Below are 18,980 nucleotides of genomic sequence, written 5' to 3' on the forward strand. Positions count from 1 at the left end.
GGGCCGAGGAAGGGGGGTGTGGCGCCTGGGGGATGCGGCTCGTCGGCCGGCGCCACGGGAGGCGGGGCGCCTCAGTCGTTGACGCCGTTCCAGGAGAGGACCGGGATGTCCGACAGCACGTGCGACAGCGGGTCGTCGCCGTCCACCTGGGTGGAGTTCTCCGCACAGGTCTGGTCGTTGGCGCTGGTCAGCACGTCCTGAACGGTGATCGGGATCAGGCCGATGAGGGAACCGGCGTTCACCTTCTGGATGTCCGCGACCGGCAGACAGACGTCGTTCAGGGAGCTGTTGACCAGCGCCATGTTCGGGCTCATGTAGCCGCCCGTGGTGGTGTTGCCAACCCGGTCCGAGGCACCGTTGCCGTTGATCGTGGTGAGTTCGGAGTCGTCGGCGGCCATGGCGGGGGTGGCGGCGATGCCGGCCATGCCGACAGCGGAGGCCGCGACCGCGACCGTGGCAAGCGACTTCTTGATCACAAGCTTGTCCTTCCGAGTTCTGGGATGCCCTGTTTCCGGAGCGCCCTGAACAACGCTTCTCGGTGGATTCAGTTGCCTCCGTTCACCCGAATCGCGCAATCTGAGGCCCGTTGGGGGCTTGTCAGCGCACTTCAGGGAGCGCGTGACCGCTTGCCCGCCCCCCGGGGATCGCGACCGGCTGAAGGAACTCCAACCGGTTCCCGACCGGGTCGTGGGTGTGCAGCCGGCGGTGTTCCGGCAGCGCGGTGTCCCAGCGGAACGGCACCCCGGCGTCCGTCAGCAGCCGGGCCACCGCGTCGATATCGGCCACCAGCAGGCCCGGATGTGCCTTGCGCGCGGGCCGGAACCCCGCCTCCGTACCGAGGTGCAGCTCCAGTGCCCCGGCCAGGAACCAGCAGCCGCCCCTGGCGGCCAGCTCGGGTGGTTTGGGCAGTTCCGGCAGGCCGAGGAGCCCGCCGTAGAACGCTCGCAGCTCGGGTTCGCTGCCGACCGGCGCGGCAAGCGCCACATGGTGTGCGCCGAGAATCACGCGGCCCTCCTGGCGACGGCGAAGACGCGGCGGAACGGGAAGACCGTGCCGTGCGCGTCGGCCGGATAGGCGGTGCGCAGTTCGGCCGCGTACTCGGCGACAAAGGCGGTCCTGGCCTCCGGATCGTCCTCCAGCGCGGTGAGCACCGGGCGCAGGCCGGTGCCGCTGACCCAGTCGAGCACCGCGTCGTCGCCGGCCAGCCGGTGGAGGTAGGTGGTCTCCCAGACGTCGACGTCGGCGCAGAGCGGGGACAGCTCGGCGAGATAGCCCTCGGGGGTGAGCACCGGGGGGTCCGTTCGCAGGACGCCGGCCAACCGAGCGCGCCAGCGCGGGCGTTCGGCGACCTCCCGCATCAGCCGGTGGCTGGGGGCCGCGTGGTTCCCCGGAACCTGGAAGGCCAGCACCCCGCCGGGGGCCAGCCCGGCCACCCAGTCCGGGAACCTGAGGTGGTGGTCGGGCACCCACTGCAGCGCGGCGTTGGCGATCAGCAGATCCCAGGGCTCGGCCGGCCGCCAGCTCGCCAGATCCGCCTCGACGAACCGCACGGACCGCGCAGACCGGTCCCCGGCCTTGGCCCGCGCCTCGGCCAGCATCTCCGGCGAGTTGTCCAGTCCGGTGATCCGGGCGTCGGGCCAGCGCCCGAAGAGGGAGAGGGTGGGCCCGCCGGGACCGCAACCCAGATCGGCGATCGCCGGCCGGTCCGGCAACTCGGGCACGCGGGCGACGAGTTCGGTCAGGGGTCGGGAACGGTCGCGCCCATGCCGCTGGTACTGGGCCGGATCCCATCTGAGGTGCTGTGTGGCTGCCATACGCCGGATCGTTCCCCGAATATCTCTCGATGTCAAGATACTTGATGACGTGAGACTTCATGTCGACAGAACAACTAGACTGACCCCATGGAGGACGAGGTGGATCGGCTGGTCGCGGCCTGGCGGCGGGAACGGCCCGATCTCGACGTGGAGCCGCTCGAAGTGCTCAGCCGGGTGAGCAGGCTGGCCCGCCACCTGGATCGGGCCAGGCGGCTGGCCTTCGCCGAACACCGCCTGGAGCCGTGGGAGTTCGATGTGCTCACCGCGCTGCGCCGGGCCGGTGGCCCCTATCAGCTGTCGCCCGGGCAGCTGCTCACCCAGACGCTGGTCACCTCGGGCACCATGACCAACCGCATCGACAGGCTGGCCAAGAAGGGCCTGGTGGAGCGGCTGCCGGACCCGAGCGACCGACGCGGCGTGCTGGTCCGCCTCACCCCGGCGGGGCGCGATCAGGCGGACAGCGCGCTGGCCGGGCTGCTGGAGCAGGAGCGGGCGATCCTGGCCGATCTCACCCCCGCCCAGCGCCGCGAACTGGCCGCGCTGCTCCGCGCCCTCACCGCCCCCTTCGACAACTTCTAGGGTGCGTCCCAGGGCCGGGCGTCCTACGCCGGCGGCGGGCCCTCCGCCGGTGGGATGCCGGCGCGCCGGGCCAGGGCCACGGCCGCCAGGGTGGAGTGCACGTTCAGCTTGCCGAGGACGTTCTGCATATGGGTGCGCACCGTGTGCGGGGAGAGGTAGAGCCGTTCGGCCACGGCCTTGCGGCCGAGGCCGGCGAGCATGCAGCGCAGCACCTCAAGCTCGCGCGGCGTCAGCGACTCCACCAGCCGCTGACGCTCGCCCCGGTGCGCCCGGTCGGCCTGGAGCTCACGCAGCACGCCGGTGAGCAGCCCGGGCGGGAGGTGCGTCTCGTCCCTGAGCACGCCCCTGATCACCTGGAGCAGCCGGGCCAGCGAGCTGTCCTTGGCCACCCAGCCGCGCGCCTGGCCGCTCAGCGCCCTGGCGGCCAGCACCGGATCGTCGCCTGCCGCGAGCATGACAGTCCGTAGCTCGGGGAAGCGTTCGTGCACCAGGTCGAGCAGGGCGGTGGCGTCGTTCGGGCCCTCGGCCGTCGGTTCGAGGGCGCCCGACAGCTCCACGTCGAGCAACAGGACCTGGAAGGGCGGCTGTCGGCCGCCTCCGACCTGTTCGAGCAGCTGACGCGCCGCGAGCACGCTGCCGACGGCCACGGCCTCGACATCCGCGTCCGCCGCGAGGGCGGTGGCCAGCGACTCAGCGAAGATCCGGTGCTCGTCCACCACCAGCACCCGAATACGGTCCACCGAAAGCCCCAGGGGTCGTGTCGAAGGGGCTGGCTAGGCGGGCACGGCACCCCGTCCACGCATGTCCTGACCACACGGCCGCCGCCGAGGGTCTGTGACCGGACCGGGCGCCGCGCCCACCGTCTCGCCCCCTGATCGGCACCGGCCCCCACCGGTGCTGGGATCAGCCTACGGCTGGCGCCCCAGGGTGGAAGGGGTTTCGCCGAAGTGCGGATATCGGTGCGGTCACGCCGGCAGTCGGCGGGCCCCGGCGGACGGAATCGCCTCGAAGATCCGGGGGGCCGGAAGATCCCTGGCCGCGAACGCGTCGAGCACGGCGCGGCGCACCGGGGCGACGGACTCCTCGGGGACCAGCGCGATGGCCGAGCCGCCGAACCCGCCGCCGGTCATCCGGGAACCCAGGGCGCCCGCCGCGTCGGCGGTCTCCACCACCAGGTCCAGCTCCGGGCAGGAGACCTCGAAGTCGTCCCGCAGCGAGGCGTGCCCCTCGGTCAGCAGCGGGCCGATCTCCCGGGCCCGCCCGGCGTCGAGCAGCCCGACGATCCGCTCCACCCGACGGTCCTCCGTCACCACATGGCGCACCCGGCGGCGGACCACCTCGTCGTCCAGTTTCGCGAGCGCCGCGTCCAGCTCGGCGAAGGGCACATCGCGCAGGAACGGGACGCCGAGCGTCGCGGCCCCCGCCTCGCACTCGGCGCGGCGGGCGGCGTAACCGCCGTCCGCGTGCGCGTGCTTGACCCGGGTGTCGACGACCAGCAGCCGCAGGCCCTCGGCAGCCATGTCGAACGGCACCTGCCGGCGGCCCAGATCCCGGGTGTCCAGAAAGAGGACATGGCCCTCGACACAGGCGGCCGACGCCATCTGGTCCAGGATGCCGCAGGGCATGCCGACGAAGTCGTTCTCCGCCAGCTGCCCGATCCTGGCCAGCTCGGCGGCCTCCAGGCCGAGGCCGTTCAGCTCGCTGAGGGCGAGCGCGGTGACGACTTCGAGCGCCGCGGAGGAGGAGAGCCCGGCGCCGGTGGGGACGTCGGAGGCGAAGAGGATGTCGGCGCCGGCCAGCCGGTGGCCGGCGCGCTCAAGCGCCCAGGCGACGCCCGCCGGATAGCCGGCCCAGCCGGGCACCGAGCCCGGCGTCAGCCCGTCGATGTCCAGCTCGACGACGGCGTCGCCGACGTCCCGGGAGCGCAGCCGCAGCACCCGGTCGGCGCGCCGGGTGACCGTGGCGACGGCGGCGTGCGGCAGCGCGAAGGGCAGCACGAAGCCCTCGTTGTAGTCGGTGTGCTCCCCGATGAGGTTGACCCGTCCCGGGGCGCTCCAGGCGCCGTCGGGCGCGACCCCGAACACCTGCTGATGGCTGGTCACGCGCTGGGCTCCTCTCGCTGGGCGAAGGCCCAGGCGTCGGCGATGATGTCCGCCAGCTCAGGGCGGCGCGGGCGCCAGCCCAGGCGGGCCCTGGCGCGCTCGGCCGAGGCGACCAGCACGGCCGGGTCGCCGGCGCGGCGGTCGGCGACGGTCTCGGGGATCGGATGTCCGGTGACCTCGCGGGCGGCCTCGATCACCTGACGCACGGAGAACCCGTTGCCGTTGCCCAGGTTGCAGATCAGATGCTCGCCGGGGGCGACGGCGGTCAGCGCCAGCAGATGCGCCTCGGCCAGGTCGTCCACATGGATGTAGTCGCGGACACAGGTGCCGTCGGGCGTCGGGTAGTCCGCGCCGTAGACGGAGATCGACTCCCGGCGCCCCTGGGCGACCTGGAGCACGATGGGGATCAGATGGCTCTCCGGGTCGTGCCGCTCCCCCTGGGCGCCCAGCGCGCCGGCCACGTTGAAGTAGCGCAGCGAGACGGCGGCCAGGCCCTGGGCGGCGCACTCCCCGGTGATCATCTGGTCGACGGCGAGCTTGCTGGCGCCGTAGGGGTTGGTGGGCGCGGTGACGGCGTCCTCGACGATGGGCGTCGAGGCCGGCTCGCCGTAGACGGCGGCGGTGGAGGAGAAGACCAGGGTGCGCACCCCTGCGCCGCGCATCGCGGCCAGCAGCTCGATGGTACCGGCGACGTTGTTGCGCCAGTACTTCTCCGGGTCCAGCACGGACTCGCCGACCTGGGAGCAGGCCGCGAAGTGCAGCACCGCGTCATAGGAGTCGTCCAACCAGCGCGCCGCGTCCTGCACCCGGCCCTCGACGAACTCGGCGCCCTCGGGGACGCCGGCCAGGAAGCCGGTGGACAGATCGTCCAGCACCGTGACCCGGTGTCCGGCCGCCAGCAGCCGGGCGGCGACCACGCCGCCGACATAGCCGGCCCCGCCCGTGACCAGATACCTCATGCGCTTGCCACCTCTCGCAGCCGGTCGGCAGCGGCCTCCGGCAGAACGTCACTGACGAAAGCCCCCATGCCGGACTCCGAGCCGGCCAGGAACTTCAACTTATCCGCGCTCCTGCGGATGGTGAACAACTCCAGGTGGAGCGCGTAGTCCTCGCGGTCCGGCACGTCGAAGGGGGCCTGGTGCCAGCCGGAGATATAGGGGGTCGGGCCGGCGTCGGGGCCGAAGATCCGGTCGAAGCGGCGCAGCAGCTCCAGATAGACGCCGGGGAACTCGGCGCGCTCGGCCTCGTCGAGACCGCGCAGGTCGGGCACCCTGCGGTTGGGGTAGAGGTGCACCTCGTAGGGCCAGCGGGCGGCGTAGGGCACGAAGGCCGTCCAGCGCTCGGTCTCCAGCACGATCCGGCGGCCCTCGGACCGCTCGGTGGCGACCAGTTCGTCGAAGAGGTTGCCCCCGGTGCGCCGCTTGTGCTCGGCGACGGAACGCAGCGCCCGCTCGGTGAACGGCGTGACGAACGGGTAGCCGTAGATCTGGCCGTGCGGGTGCGCGAGGGTGACGCCGATCTCGGCGCCCCGGTTCTCGAAGCAGTACACCTGGCGGACGCCGGGGTGCCGGGACAGCTCGTCGGTCCTGTCCGTCCAGGCGGCGAGCACCAGGGCGGCCTGCTCCTCGCTGAGGTCGGCGAAGGATGCCTGGTGGTCGGAGGTGAAGCAGACCACCTCACAGCGGCCGACGTCGCCGCCGAAGGACGGGAAGCGGTTCTCGAAGACGGCGACCTGGTAGGAGTCGGCCGGTATCTCGCTCAGCCGCTCGCCGCTGGTGGGGCAGAGCGGGCACTGGTCGGCCGGTGGGTGGTAGGTGCGGGACTGGCGGTGGGCGGCATAGCCGACATGCTCGTCGAGCAGGGCGTTGTGCCGTGTCTCGGAGCTGGAGGTGGTCCTCGGCAGCGGTCTGCGGTCGGCGACGCCACGGTCGACGGCCTCGCCCTCGGCCGCGTCGTAGTAGAGCAGCTCGCGGCCGTCGGCCAGCCTGGTCGATGTCTTCCTCATCCCGGCGTTCTTCATCCCGGTGTTCGCCCCGGTCCCTTGCAGCATCCGGCTTGCCTCGCCATCCCATGCAGTCCAGCGCACTGTTCAACAGAATCAAACATAAGGATGCAGGGAAGAACACCCGCGCGTCAATGCGCGGCCCGGAGGTGGAGAGGATGGGGGTGGGCGGGGCGGCGTCAGACGGGGCGCCGGCCCAGATGCTCCAGCAGGCCCGTGCGGACGGCGAGGGCGGCGGCCTCCAGCCGGGACGCCGTGCCCAGCTTGGTCAACAGCCGCTGGACATGGGTGCGGGCGGTGCTGGGCGCCACGCCGAGGCCGGTGGCTATCCGCCGGGTGTCCTCGCCCTCGACGATCCGGGCCAGCACATCGGCCTCCCGCTCGGTGAGCAGGCCGGCCAGCCTGGCGCCCTCGGCGTGCGCGCCGTCACGCGGGTGCAGCAGCTCGGCGAACGCCTCCCGCAGCAGCTGCGGGGCGACCGCCGCCTCCCCGGCCCTGGCCCTGGCCATCGCCCGCTCCACGCCCTCGATCCGCTCGTCATGGCGGACATAGCCACGGGCCCCGGCGGCGAAGGCCGCCGCGACCCCGACCGGCCTCGGCACCGGGCCGAGCACCACCACGGCACAGCGCGGGAACTCGTGGTGGACGCGGGCCACCGGGGCGAGCGCGCCGGGCGCCTCGGGCGTCACACAGCCGAAGAGGCAGACCTCCGGCTGCTTGCCCACCACCAGCTCGACGGCCCGCCCGGTCGGCGCGGCGGCGCCGAGCACCCGATGCCCCCGCACCCGCAGCGCCGAGGCCAACGCCTCGGCGACCAACCGCCGGTCGTCGACCACCACGACCCTGAGCGTCATCGTCGTCCTCCCCCACTCGGAGACCACCAGGACCAGCGCCGGGACATCACGGGGACGGGGCCGGGGCGGTCGAACCGAACCCCGGCCACCGCCCGGGGGGATCACCGATAGGCGAGCAGCGAGGGCGGCGACTCCTCGCTCTCATAGGTCACCTGGTCCACCAGGAGCAGGGTGTTGTCCTTCCACATGGGCACGTTGTCGTGCGGGAACATACCGCCGCCCATCATGGAGTACTCCTTCTCCCGGGCGTTCCGGTCGAGCGCCATCAGGGGGCTCAGCTCCTCCGTCGCCGGGTCGAGCACCGACACCATGCCCTCCAGCTCGTAGTCGGCCGGCTGGTAGGCCAGGATCTTCCCGTCCTCGACGGCGAACGGGCGTATCACGCCGCCGTTGATCGCGCCCACCTCGTACTCGGGGGAGCCGGTGGTGAGGTTGAAGGCGGCCAACCCGCCGTCGTCCCGGCCCGCGTTGGTGCCCAGGTAGAGATAGCCGTCCGACACCACGCCCAGGGGGCAGGAGGTGAACATCTGGTTCTCGCAGGGCGCGACAAAGCGGTCGGTGTCGTAGTCCAGGACATGCTCGATCTCGGTGTGGTTCTCGTTGATCACCACGATCTCCTCGGCGCCGTCGCCGAACGCCTCGCCCGTCTTCACCACCACGGTCAGCGGGTCGAGGGAGAGAACGGAGCGGACCTCCATCGGCTCGCCGTCCAACTCCGCGAAGTCCCACTCCCAGTTGGGGTTGCCCGCCTCGTCGGTGGCCCGGAGGGTGCCGCCCTCCTCGCCGAGCCAACCGCACTCCTGCAGCGAGACGAACTGGCTCTCGACCACCATGTAGGCGGTCTCCGCGCAGTCGCCGTCGGAGACCCAGAGCTGCTCGCCGGTGGAGATCCGGTAACCGCCGCCGCCGATGCCCCAGCTCACCGCGACCGTGTCGCCGAGGATGGCCGGGTGGTCGTACTTGTCCGGGGTGATCGAGTTGTTGATCGGGATGGTGGCGACCTCCTCGCCGACGGAGATGTCGACGACCGAGATCACCTCGCAGTCCCGGCCCTGGAGGATCGCGATGCGGTTGTCGTCCACATTGGCCGAGGCGTTGCAGTCGCCGCCGGACAGCTGGAAGGACAGCGACCAGTTCTCCTGGCCGGTGGCGATGTCATAGGAGATCAACTTGTCGCCCAGGACCCGGACAAAGGCGTCCTCGATGAACCAGGTGCCCTTGGAACGGATCAGGATGTCGTCGGCGTCGACCTCGATCGGCGGGACCTCCCAGGCCAGCGAGGCCGAGATGGGCTCGCTCGGCAGCGAACCGCCGCCCCCGCCGCCCCCGTCGTCCTCCCCGTCCGGGCCGCCGGTCTCCTCCTCCTCGGGCGGCGGCTCGTCGCCGCCGGCGTCGCGGTTCTCCGCGTTGGTGTTCTTGTCGTCGCCCGACAGCGCCCAGAAGACGCCCCCGCCGCCCAGCAGCACCGCCAGCACCACGCCCACCACGAGCAGCACCCGACCCCGGCCGAAGCCGCCGCCCCCACCGGGGGCGGGCGGGGGCGCCCCCGGGCCCCCGAAGCCGCCCGCGCCGCCGAACGTGGCCTGCGGGCCGCCGTACGGGCCGGGCGGGGTGGCCGCGTTGAACCCGCCGCCGAGGGTGGGCTGTTGTGCGGGCACCCCGCCCTGCGTCTGGCCCTGCGCCTGACCCTGCGGGAAGCCGTAGCCGCTCGGGGGCGGCGTCTGCGGATAGCCGTAACCGGCCGGCGGGGCCGGCGGATAGCCGTAGCCCGGCTGACCCGGCTGCCCCTGGGGCGGCACCGCGGGCGACGAGGGCGGCGTGCCGGGGTCGGCGCCGAACGGCCCGCCCGGCGTGCCCATCGCGGGCGTGGGCGAGAGCGGCGGGCTGCCGGGCGTCGGCGGGCCGAAGCCGCCGGCCGCCGGAGTCCCGTGCTGCGGCTCCTCATCCGGCGAACCCGGCTGGCCGCCGGGAGGCTGGTGCGGTGGCGGTGGCGTGGACATCGTTCCCCCTGGGCCGGACTGCTAAGAGACGGTTCGGGCCAGCTGCCCGAGATACGCGCGTTATCGGTCGGCGCGCGCAGTTCCTCTTTCTATCACCGGACTCCGACAGTGCCGGAAACGGTTGCGTACCGGCGACAGCCGTGACCGGCCCGCAACCAAAGGGCCCCGGGCGGACGTCGACGTCAGGACTCCTCGGCCAGTTCCAGCCAGCGGGTCTCCAGATCGTCGCGCTCCCGCGCCAGCTCCCGCAGCCGCGCGTCGAGTTCGGCGATCCGGGCGAAGTCCGTGGCGTGTTCGGCCATCTCGCCGTGCAGGGCGCGCTCCCGCTCGCTCAGCTTGTCGAGTTGGCGCTCGATCTTCTGGAACTCCTTCTGGGCGGCGCGGGAGAGCCGCGCCGGCTTGGCCTCGGCGGTCGCCTCCGGCGCCGCCGCCGTGGTGGTCGCGTTGGTCGCCGTCGCCGACTCCCGCCGCGCCGCCCGGCGTTCCAGGTACTCGTCGACGCCGCGCGGCAGCATCCGCAGCGTGCGGTCGCCGAGCAGCGCGAACACCCGGTCCGTGGTGCGCTCCAGGAAGAAACGGTCGTGGCTGATCACCACGAGCGACCCCGGCCAGCCGTCGAGCAGGTCCTCCAGCTGCGTCAGGGTCTCGATGTCCAGATCGTTGGTCGGCTCGTCCAGGAAGAGGACGTTGGGCTCGTCCATCAACAGCCGCAGGATCTGCAGGCGTCGGCGTTCACCGCCGGAGATGTCGCCGACCGGCGTCCACTGGCGCTCCTTGCCGAAGCCGAACCGCTCGCAGAGCTGGGAGGCGGTCATCTCCCGCCCCTTGCCGAGGTCGACCCGGGAGCGCACGCTCTCCACGGCCTGCAACACCCGCAGGCCCGGGTCGAGTTCGCCGACCTCCTGGGAGAGATAGGCGAGCCGAACGGTCTTGCCGACGGTGATCCGGCCGGCGGTCAGCAGCGGGGAGTCCTCATCGCGGGCCGTCTCGGCGAGCGCGCGGAGCAGGGACGTCTTGCCCGCGCCGTTCACCCCGACCAGGCCGATCCGGTCGCCGGGCCCCAACTGCCAGGTCAGCCGCTCCAACAGGGTGCGCCCGCCGCCGTCGGCCGTGGCGCCGACCCGGACGGTGACATCCTCCAGATCGAAGACCGTCCTGCCGAGTCGGGCGCTGGCGAAGCCCATCAGCTCGGCGCTGTCCCTGGGCGGCGGCACGTCCTCGATCAGCTCGTTGGCCGCCTCGATCCGGAACCTGGGCTTGCTGGTGCGGGCCGGGGCGCCGCGCCGCAGCCAGGCCAGCTCCTTGCGCACCAGGTTCTGCCGCTTGGTCTCCTCGGTGGCCGCGATCCGCTCCCGCTCGGCGCGGGCGAAGACATAGTCGCTGTAGCCGCCCTCGTAGCCGAAGACCGTGCCGCGCTGCACATCCCACATCCGGGTGCAGACCTGGTCCAGGAACCAGCGGTCGTGGGTGACCACCACCAGCGCCGACCTGCGGGCCCGCAGATGGCCGGCGAGCCAGGCGATGCCCTCCACGTCCAGGTGGTTGGTCGGCTCGTCGAGCACGATCAGGTCCTGCTCGGCGATCAGCAGCCTGGCCAGCGCGATCCGCCGCCGCTCGCCGCCGGAGAGCGGACCGATCACCGTGTCGAGTCCGTCGGCGAACCCCGGCAGGTCGAGGCCGCCGAAGAGCCCGGTGAGAACGTCCCGCACCCGGGGTTCGCCGGCCCACTCGTGGTCGGCCAGCTCGCCGATGACCTCCTGGCGGACGGTGGCCGCCGGATCGAGCGAATCGTGCTGGGTGAGGACCCCGAGCCGGAGCCCGCCGGCGTGGGTGACCCGGCCGTCGTCCGGCGGCTCCTGCCGCGCGAGGACCCGCACCAGCGTCGTCTTGCCGTCGCCGTTGCGGCCCACCACCCCGATCCGGTCGCCCTCGTTGACGCCGAGCGAGACCCCGTCGAGCAGGGCGCGGGTGCCGTAGACCTTGCTGATGGACTCGGCGTTGACCAGGTTTCGGCCAGCGGAGGACGGCGATGCCGACCTGGTGGTTCCGGACGGTTCAGGCATGGGAGTCGATGGTAGTCGCCCCCGGCACCGGGCCTGTCGTCGCGCGGGCGGTGCGGCAGTGCGCCGAGCCCGCCAGGGCGTCGGCGACGGCGGCGGCCGCGTCCGCGTCGGCGGCCAGGAAGGCGCAGCTCGGGCCCGAGCCGGAGACCAGCCCGGCCAGCGCGCCCGCGGCCCGCCCCGCCCGCAGCGTCTCGGCCAGCGCCGGGCGCAACGAGAGCGCCGCCGGCTGCAGATCGTTGGCCAACACGGGCGCCAGCGCGTACGGGTCGCCGTTGGCCAGCGCCTTCAGCAGCTCCGGATCGGGCAGCGGCGGCAGCACCCGGGCGTCGGCGCGCAGCCGGTCGCACTCCCGGTAGACCGCCGGCGTCGACAGGCCGCCGTCGGCCAGCGCGAACACCCAGTGGAAGGTGCCCTGGACCGGCAGCTCGGTCAGCCGCTCGCCCCTGCCCAGGCCCAGGGCCACCCCGCCGACCAGGCTGAACGGCACGTCCGAGCCCAACTCGGCGCAGATAGCGAGGAGTTCGTCGCGCGGGGTGCGGGTGCCCCAGAGCCGGTCGCAGGCCAGCAGGGCGCCGGCCGCGTCCGCGCTGCCGCCGGCCATGCCGCCGGCCACCGGGATGTCCTTGACGATGTCGAGCCGCACCGCCGGATCCCGGCCGTGGTGCCGGGCCAGCAGCAGGGCGGCGCGCACCGCGAGGTTCTGCTCGTCCGTGGGCACCAGCTCGCTGCCGGGACCCGTGCAGCCGACGCTCAACTCCCCGGCCTCGGTGGCGGTGACCTCGTCGTAGAGGGCCACCGCGAGAAAGACGTTGGCCAGATCGTGGAAGCCGTCGGCACGCGGCGGACCGACGGCCAACTGCACATTGACCTTGGCCGGAACGCGGACGGTGATGGATGCTGCGGTCATGTTCGGCAGTCCCTCGTGGATGGCTCTCGTACGGTCTGGTCGACTGCTGCGGTCCGGTCGACGGCTCGCGCCGATCGGACGGGCGGACAAACGTACGGTCGGGCCCGGCGGGCGGGCAACCGGATCAGGCGCGCGGCGGCCGGTGTTCGGCGAGCCGGGCGAAGTCGGCGACCGTCAGCGCCTCGCCGCGCGCCGTGGGCGGCACGCCGGCCGCCCGGCACGCCGCCTCGGCCGCCGCCGGCGAGCCGGCCCAGCCGGCGAGCGCGGCGCGCAGCGTCTTGCGGCGCTGCGCGAAGGCCGCGTCCACCACGGCGAACACCTCGGCGCGGTCGGCGGCGGTGGCCGGTGGCTCGCGGCGGGTGAAGGCGACCAGGCCCGAGTCCACGTTGGGCGCCGGCCAGAACACCGTCCGCCCGATCGCCCCGGCCCGTCTGGCCTCGGCGTACCAGGCGGTCTTGACCGACGGCACGCCGTACACCCGGGATCCGGGCGGCGCGGTCAGCCGGTCGGCGACCTCGGACTGCACCATCACCAGGCCGCGTCGCAGGCTGGGGAAGGTGGCCAGCAGATGCAGCAGCACCGGAACGGCCACGTTGTAGGGCAGGTTGGCGACCAGCGCGTCGGGCGGCGGGCCCGGCAGCTCGGTGATCCGGAGCGCGTCGTCGTGCACCAGCGCGAAGCGGTCGGCGCGCGCCGGGAGGCGGGCGGCGACGGTGGCGGGCAGCGCGCCGGCGAGGGTGTCGTCGATCTCGACCGCGACCACCCGGTCGGCGCCGGCCAGCAGCGCCAGCGTCAGCGAGCCGAGCCCGGGCCCGACCTCAAGGACGGTGTCCCGCTCGCCCACCCCGGCGGCGCGCACGATCCGCCGCACCGTGTTGGCGTCGATCACGAAGTTCTGGCCGCGCTGCTTGCTGGGGCGCACCCCCAGCGCGGCGGCCAGCTCCCGTACGTCGGACGGGCCGAGCAGCGCCTCGGCCTCGGCGCTCACCCGAAGGCCCGTTCGGTGTTGGCCGCGAGATGCCGGGCGAGATCGGCCTCGTCCAGGCCCTTGACCTCGGCCATCGCGCGCAGCGTGACCGGGATCAGATAGGGCGCGTTGGGACGGCCACGGAACGGCGCCGGGGTGAGGAACGGGGCGTCCGTCTCCACCAGCAGCAGCTCGGGCGGCGCGGCCGCCAGGGCGGCGCGCAGCGGCCCGGCGCTGGCGAAGGTGACATTGCCGGCGAAGGACATGAAGTACCCCTCGGCCGCGCAGACCGCGGCCATCTCGGCATCGCCCGAGTAGCAGTGGAAGACGGTGCGCCGGGGGGCGCCGTCCTCCTTGAGGATGCGCAGCACATCGGCGTGCGCCTCCCGGTCGTGGATCACCAGCGCCTTGTCCAGTTCCTTGGCCAACGCCAGATGGCTCCGGAACGAGCGCTGCTGCGCCGCGACGCCCTCGTCTCCCGTGCGGTAGTAGTCGAGGCCGGTCTCGCCGATGGCGCGGACCTGCGGCAGCGCGGCCAGCTCGGCGATCTCGGCCAGCGCCGCTTCGAGCGCGGCAGGACCGCCGTCGGCCTCGATCCTGGGCGCCTCGTTGGGGTGCAGCGCGACGGCGGCCCAGATCGACTCCGGATGCTCGGCGGCGATCTTGACCGCCCAGCGTGCCCTGGCCACATCGCAGCCGATCTGGACGAGCCGGGTGACCCCGACCGCCGCGGCCTTCTCCAGCGCCTCCTCGACCGTCCCCTCCTGCATGTCCAGATGGGTGTGCGCGTCGGCGACCGGCACGGTCAGTGGCTCGGGAAGCGGCGGCGGCACGGTCTGCTCGGCCTTCGCCTTGGCGGACTTGGGCATGGCCCCGATCCTACGGCGCGCCGGACCCCGGCCCGCGCCGCACGGCGTCCACGGTGCCCGCGGGCAGCACCCGCACCCGGTGGCCGCCGCAGTTGGGGCAGGACGGATGCGTCAACGGGGACGGCACCGGCCGTCCCCCGACCAGATAGCGGACCAGACGTTCGCCCTCCGGGCCGGTGCGCAGCTCCACCTCGAAGCGCTGCTCCCAGCTGTAGCCGCAGCTCAGACAGGCGAAGGCATAGGACTCACGGGTGGTCGCGCGCTCGCTCTCGGCCATGCCGGCCCCCAGGACGCTCGTGGGAAGACGGGCTCCCCTCCACGCTAACCCCGGGGCTTGGCCGCCACCACCGCGTCGAAAACCGTCCGCTTGGGCAGCTCGGCCTCCCGCGCCACCTCGGCGATGGCCTCCTTGCGGCGCTGCCCCGCCTCCTCCCTGGCCGCCACCCGGCGCGCCAGCTCGGCCGCGTCCGCCACCGGCGCCGCCCGCTCGGCGCCGCCCACCACCACCGTGATCTCGCCCCTGACCCCCGGCTCGGCCCAGCGCGCCAGCTCGGCGAGGGGGCCGCGCCTGATCTCCTCATAGGTCTTGGTCAGCTCGCGGCAGACGGCCGCCGGACGCTCATCGCCGAGCGCCTCGGCCATCGCCGAGAGCGTCGCCGCCAGCCGGTGCGGCGCCTCGAAGAAGACCAGGGTGCGCCGCTCGTCGGCGACCTCCCGCAGCCGCGCCGCGCGCTCCCCCGCCTTGCGCGGCAGAAAGCCCTCGAAACAGAACCGGTCGACCGGCAGCCCGGAGAGCGCCAGCGCCGTCAGCACCGCCGACGGCCCCGGCACCGCCGTCACCCGCACCCCGCGCGCCACGGCGGCGGCCACCAGCCGGTAGCCCGGATCGGAAACGGACGGCATCCCGGCGTCCGTGACCAGCAACACCCGGGCGCCGTCGGCCAGTTCGTCGACCAGCTCGGGGGTGCGGGCCGCCTCGTTGCCCTCGAAGTAGGACACCACCCGGCCGCGCACCGTGACATCGAGGCCCTGCGCCAGTCGGCGCAGCCGGCGGGTGTCCTCGGCGGCCACCACGTCAGCCGAGGCCAACTCCTCGGCGAGCCGGGGCGGTGCGTCCGCCAACGAGCCGATCGGGGTCCCCGCGAGCACGAGAACGCCCGCCCCCGCGTCCTCGGCGATACGTTCCGCCCTGTCGTCCGCGTTGTCCTCAGCCGTACCGGTCATCACCCCATCCTCACCCATCCGACGGGGGTTTCCGGCCACCGGATGCCAAGATGGCGGTGATGAGCAGCCAGACCCTGACCGACGCTCCCCTGGACCACCCGCAGCGGCCCGACGGCTGGACCGCGCGGCTGCGCCGCTTCGGCTATCTGCCGTCCCGCGCCCAGGACCTGCGGGAACGGCTGGTGCCCAGCTATCCGGAGCCGGGCGCCCGGCTCTGGCAGTACTTCGGCTTCTCGGCCCCCGCCGCCACCCGGCTGGCCAGGGCCACCGGCTGGGGCGGCCCCCTGCTGGTCACCCTGCTGGCCGGGGTGCTGCGATTCGTCAACCTGGGCCGGCCGCACGCCGTCATATTCGACGAGACGTACTACGCCAAGGACGCCTGGTCGCTGCTCAAGCGCGGCTACGAGACGGACTGGCCGGAGAAGGCCAACGAGCAGATCATCGACGGCACCATCCCGTTGGGCGACTCGGCGTCCTATGTGGTGCACCCGCCGGCGGGGAAGTGGGTGATCGCGGCCGGCGAGTGGCTGTTCGGCCTGACCCCGTTCGGCTGGCGCTTCATGGTGGCGGTGCTCGGCACCCTCTCCGTGCTGATGCTGTGCCGCATCGGCCGGCGGCTGTTCCGTTCCACGGCCCTGGGCTGCCTCGCCGGGCTGCTGCTCGCGGTCGACGGGCTGCACTTCGTGATGAGCCGCACCGCGCTGCTCGATCTGGTGCTGATGTTCTGGCTGTTGGCCGCCTTCGGCTGTCTGCTGATCGACCGGGACGCGGCCAGGGCGCGGCTGGCCGCCGCGCTGCCCACAGGATCCGACGGGCTGCTGCGCTCCGACGCGACCGTCGGCGGACGGCTCGGCCTCGGTCTGCGCCCCTGGCGGCTGGCGGCCGGCGTCTGCCTGGGGTTGGCCTGCGCCACCAAGTGGAACGGCCTCTATGTGCTGGCCGCCTTCGGCGTGCTGACCGTGCTGTGGGACGCGGGCGCCCGCCGCGCCGCGGGCGCCAGGGCCGCGCACCGCGCGATGCTGCGGCGGGACGCGGCGCCCGCCTTCCTGTCGCTGGTGCCGGTGGCGCTGGCCGTCTATCTCGCGTCCTGGGTGGGCTGGTTCGCCACCTCGGGCGGCTACTACCGGAACTGGCACCAGGGGGCCGGCGCCGAAAGCTCCTGGTCCTGGGTGCCGGGGCCGCTGCGCAGCCTGTGGCACTACACATTCCAGGTCTACGACTTCCATGTGGCGCTGACCTCCAGCCACCCCTACGAGTCCAACCCCTTCGGCTGGCTGGTCGTCGCCCGGCCGGTCACCTACTACTACGTCTCCGCCGACGCGGGCGAGCCGTACAAGGCCAGCGACCCGGACGCCGGCGGCTGCGGCTACGCCAGCGGGTGCGTCCGCGAAGTGCTCGCGCTGGGCACCCCGTTGCTGTGGTGGACGGCGTGCCTGGCGCTGGCCTACGCGATCTGGCGCTGGCTCTTCCGCCGCGACTGGCGGGCCGGCGCGATCCTCTGCGCGGTGGCCGCCTGCTATCTGCCGTGGTTCCTCTACCAGGAACGCACCATCTTCTACTTCTACGCCGTGGTGCTGGTGCCGTTCCTCTGCCTGGCCGTCGCCCTCCTGGTCGGCGCGCTGCTCGGCCCCCCGGGCTGCTCCGAACGCCGCCGGGTGATCGGCATCGTCACGGTCGGCGTCCTGGTGCTGCTGATCATCTGGAACTTCATCTACTTCTACCCCCTCTACACCGGCACCGAGATCCCCCGCGACGGCTGGCGGGCACGGATGTGGCTGCCGAGCTGGATATAGCCGACCGGGGCGGTCGGGGCTACGGCGGGTAGCCGGTAGGCTGCGAGGCGCGGGGGTGGATGCGCGACTCCAGGGTGCCGGCGGGCCGTTGTGGGGCGGCGACGCGGGGGGTCGTGGCGAGACGAGGGGGCAGGGGCCAATGGATCGGAAGCAGCGGATCGCGGTAGTGGTGGGGGCGTGCGCGGCGATGGCCGGGGTGGTCGGCTTCGGCGCGTACGTGTTCAACGACGAGGACGACAAGGGCGGTTCCGGTTCGGTCGCCGAGGGTGAGGGCGGGCCGGAGCAGGAGCCGCTGAGCGCCGCCGAGGTGACGGCGACGGCCGGCGCGTTCCTGGACGCCTGGGCCGCCGGGGACGCGGTGACGGCCGCCCGGTTGACGGACGAGCCGGACGCGGCCAGGGCCGGCCTGGCCGCGCTGACGGAGAACGAGGCGGTGACGGGCCTGCGCACCTCCGCCGCCGATCCGGTCGACACCACGGTGTCGTTCGGTGTGGCGGCCGAGATCACGCACGAGGAGGAGAGCCACGACTTCGCCTACGCGGGCGAGTTGACCGTGGTCAGGGAGGAGGACGGCGATCCGGTGGTCGACTGGACGCCGGCCGTGCTGCATCCGGATCTGGCCGAGGGGCAGACGCTGCGGATCGGCCCGCTCGGCGATTCCCCGCCCGTCGAGGTGCTGGCCAACGACGGCCAGGAGCTGACCGCCGCCGAGTTCCCCGGGCTGGTGCCGCTGATCGAGGAGCTGCGGGAGCGTTACGCGGAGGCGTCGGGCGGCAGCCCGGGCAGCGCGGTGCTGATCACGGACGCCGAGGACGAGCCGGTGGAGACGCTGTTGGAGCTGGCGGAGCCGGTCGCCGGCACGGTGCCCACCACCCTGGACCGGACGATCCAGCAGGCCGCCGAGGCCGCGGTCGCCGAGACGGAGCGCGGCTCCGTCGTGGCGCTGCGGCCCAGCACCGGGGAGATCCTGGCGGTGGCCAACGCGCGGGCCGACGGCCCCGACATAGCGCTTGAGGGCAGCTACGCCCCCGGCTCCACGTTCAAGATCGTCACCGCCTCGCTGCTGCTGGAACGCGGACTGGCCGATCCCGGCGCGGCGCACCCCTGCCCGCAGTACTTCGAGCACGGCGGTTGGGAGTTCCAGAACCTCAACGAGTTCGAGATCGAGAACGGCACCTTCACGGACAGTTTCGCGGCGTCCTGCAACACCGCCTTCATCAGCCAGGCCCCCGAGTTGGCGGACGAGGACCTCGGGGACCATGCCAGGGAGTACTTCGGTCTGGGCCTGGACTGGCAGGTGGGCGCCACCTCGATGGACGGGCAGGTGCCGCCGGAATCCCAGGCGCAGATGGCCGCGCAGCTGATCGGGCAGGGCGCGGTCCGGATGAACCCGCTGACCATGGCCTCGGTCTCCGCGACGGTGAAGAACGGCTCGTTCCTCCAGCCCTATCTGGTGCCCACCGACTACGCCGAGCGTCAACTGGCCACCACACAGGGTCCGTTGCCGGCGGCGGAGCAGTTGCGTGGGCTGATGCGGCACACCGCGACGGCCGGTACGGCCGCCGAGGCGATGTCGGGTGTCGGCGGCGACATCGGCGCCAAGACCGGCTCGGCCGAGGTGGACGGGCAGGAGAAGCCCAACGCCTGGTTCACCGGCTACCGCGACGATCTCGCGGTGGCGGCCGTCGTTCCTGACTCCGGACACGGCGGCGAGTTCGCCGGCCCCGTGGTGGCCGCCGTGCTGCGAGCTGCCCCCTGAGTCCGCGTCCGCCGAGGCCGGCTCGTACTCTGGTCCCGTGCCCGGGC

At 73.2% G+C, this 18,980-nt stretch carries 18 protein-coding genes; 3 read left to right on the forward strand and 15 right to left on the reverse strand.

Translation table 11 applies throughout. From position 1 onward, the window contains the following. Positions 1–71: 71 nt before the first annotated feature. From AOM46_RS27960 to AOM46_RS27970, 3 genes are all read right to left on the reverse strand, one after another. On the reverse strand, positions 72–476 hold the full coding sequence (locus AOM46_RS27960) for a rodlin (RefSeq protein WP_062216486.1): 405 nt from the start codon (positions 474–476) through the stop codon (positions 72–74). Between the two features lie 121 nt (positions 477–597). After that, positions 598–1,005 (reverse strand): glyoxalase, encoded by a 408-nt coding sequence (locus AOM46_RS27965; protein ID WP_062216488.1) that lies wholly within the window; start codon positions 1,003–1,005, stop codon positions 598–600. Further along, positions 1,002–1,814 (reverse strand): trans-aconitate 2-methyltransferase, encoded by an 813-nt coding sequence (locus AOM46_RS27970; protein WP_062216490.1) that lies wholly within the window; start codon positions 1,812–1,814, stop codon positions 1,002–1,004. The genes AOM46_RS27965 and AOM46_RS27970 overlap by 4 nt, the downstream gene beginning before the upstream one ends. A gap of 87 nt (positions 1,815–1,901) precedes the next feature. Here AOM46_RS27970 and AOM46_RS27975 point away from each other — a divergent pair, with 87 nt between their 5' ends. Then, the gene (locus AOM46_RS27975) at positions 1,902–2,393 is read left to right on the forward strand and encodes a MarR family winged helix-turn-helix transcriptional regulator (RefSeq protein WP_062216492.1); all 492 of its coding nucleotides are present in this window, start codon (positions 1,902–1,904) and stop codon (positions 2,391–2,393) included. A 23-nt stretch (positions 2,394–2,416) separates the two neighbouring features. On the opposite strand, the gene AOM46_RS27980 is transcribed toward AOM46_RS27975, so the two are convergent. The 12 genes from AOM46_RS27980 to rsmI form a co-directional block, all read right to left on the reverse strand. Next, positions 2,417–3,133 (reverse strand): response regulator transcription factor, encoded by a 717-nt coding sequence (locus AOM46_RS27980; RefSeq protein WP_062216494.1) that lies wholly within the window; start codon positions 3,131–3,133, stop codon positions 2,417–2,419. Between the two features lie 225 nt (positions 3,134–3,358). After that, entirely contained in the window at positions 3,359–4,495 is a 1,137-nt protein-coding gene (gene galK / locus AOM46_RS27985) for a galactokinase (RefSeq protein WP_107080202.1), read from the reverse strand. After that, positions 4,492–5,454: a UDP-glucose 4-epimerase GalE gene (gene galE / locus AOM46_RS27990; protein ID WP_062216498.1), complete on the reverse strand. Its 963-nt coding sequence runs from the start codon at positions 5,452–5,454 to the stop codon at positions 4,492–4,494. Before galE ends, galK begins: the two co-directional genes overlap by 4 nt. Beyond that, positions 5,451–6,500 carry a galactose-1-phosphate uridylyltransferase gene (gene galT / locus AOM46_RS27995; RefSeq protein ID WP_062216791.1) on the reverse strand — a complete coding sequence of 350 codons (1,050 nt, stop codon included), beginning with the start codon at positions 6,498–6,500 and terminating at the stop codon, positions 5,451–5,453. Before galT ends, galE begins: the two co-directional genes overlap by 4 nt. Positions 6,501–6,676: 176 nt before the next feature. Next, on the reverse strand, positions 6,677–7,351 hold the full coding sequence (locus AOM46_RS28000; RefSeq protein WP_062216500.1) for a response regulator transcription factor: 675 nt from the start codon (positions 7,349–7,351) through the stop codon (positions 6,677–6,679). Positions 7,352–7,452: 101 nt separating this feature from the next. Then, positions 7,453–9,351, reverse strand: coding sequence for a hypothetical protein (locus tag AOM46_RS28005; protein ID WP_062216502.1), 1,899 nt, complete (start codon positions 9,349–9,351; stop codon positions 7,453–7,455). 182 nt (positions 9,352–9,533) lie between these two features. Continuing rightward, a complete protein-coding gene (locus tag AOM46_RS28010) occupies positions 9,534–11,414 on the reverse strand; it encodes an ABC-F family ATP-binding cassette domain-containing protein (protein WP_062216504.1) in 1,881 nt (626 codons plus the stop codon). Continuing rightward, a complete protein-coding gene (locus AOM46_RS28015) occupies positions 11,407–12,321 on the reverse strand; it encodes a 4-(cytidine 5'-diphospho)-2-C-methyl-D-erythritol kinase (protein ID WP_062216506.1) in 915 nt (304 codons plus the stop codon). The genes AOM46_RS28010 and AOM46_RS28015 overlap by 8 nt, the downstream gene beginning before the upstream one ends. Positions 12,322–12,445: 124 nt before the next feature. Next, on the reverse strand, positions 12,446–13,309 hold the full coding sequence (gene rsmA / locus AOM46_RS28020; protein WP_062216508.1) for a 16S rRNA (adenine(1518)-N(6)/adenine(1519)-N(6))-dimethyltransferase RsmA: 864 nt from the start codon (positions 13,307–13,309) through the stop codon (positions 12,446–12,448). Further along, positions 13,306–14,157, reverse strand: coding sequence for a TatD family hydrolase (locus AOM46_RS28025; protein ID WP_062216510.1), 852 nt, complete (start codon positions 14,155–14,157; stop codon positions 13,306–13,308). The genes rsmA and AOM46_RS28025 overlap by 4 nt, the downstream gene beginning before the upstream one ends. A 10-nt stretch (positions 14,158–14,167) precedes the next feature. Then, a complete protein-coding gene (locus tag AOM46_RS28030) occupies positions 14,168–14,434 on the reverse strand; it encodes a hypothetical protein (protein ID WP_062216512.1) in 267 nt (88 codons plus the stop codon). Between the two features lie 44 nt (positions 14,435–14,478). Beyond that, positions 14,479–15,381 carry a 16S rRNA (cytidine(1402)-2'-O)-methyltransferase gene (gene rsmI, locus AOM46_RS28035; protein WP_078857256.1) on the reverse strand — a complete coding sequence of 301 codons (903 nt, stop codon included), beginning with the start codon at positions 15,379–15,381 and terminating at the stop codon, positions 14,479–14,481. A gap of 59 nt (positions 15,382–15,440) precedes the next feature. Here rsmI and AOM46_RS28040 point away from each other — a divergent pair, with 59 nt between their 5' ends. Then, entirely contained in the window at positions 15,441–17,174 is a 1,734-nt protein-coding gene (locus AOM46_RS28040) for a dolichyl-phosphate-mannose--protein mannosyltransferase (protein ID WP_370592774.1), read from the forward strand. A 139-nt stretch (positions 17,175–17,313) separates the two neighbouring features. After that, entirely contained in the window at positions 17,314–18,933 is a 1,620-nt protein-coding gene (locus tag AOM46_RS28045) for a penicillin-binding transpeptidase domain-containing protein (RefSeq protein WP_062216516.1), read from the forward strand. Positions 18,934–18,980 lie beyond the last annotated feature (47 nt).

Origin of the sequence: Streptomyces sp. NBRC 109706 (assembly GCF_000974485.1) — a bacterium.
GTDB lineage: Bacteria > Actinomycetota > Actinomycetes > Streptomycetales > Streptomycetaceae > Streptomyces.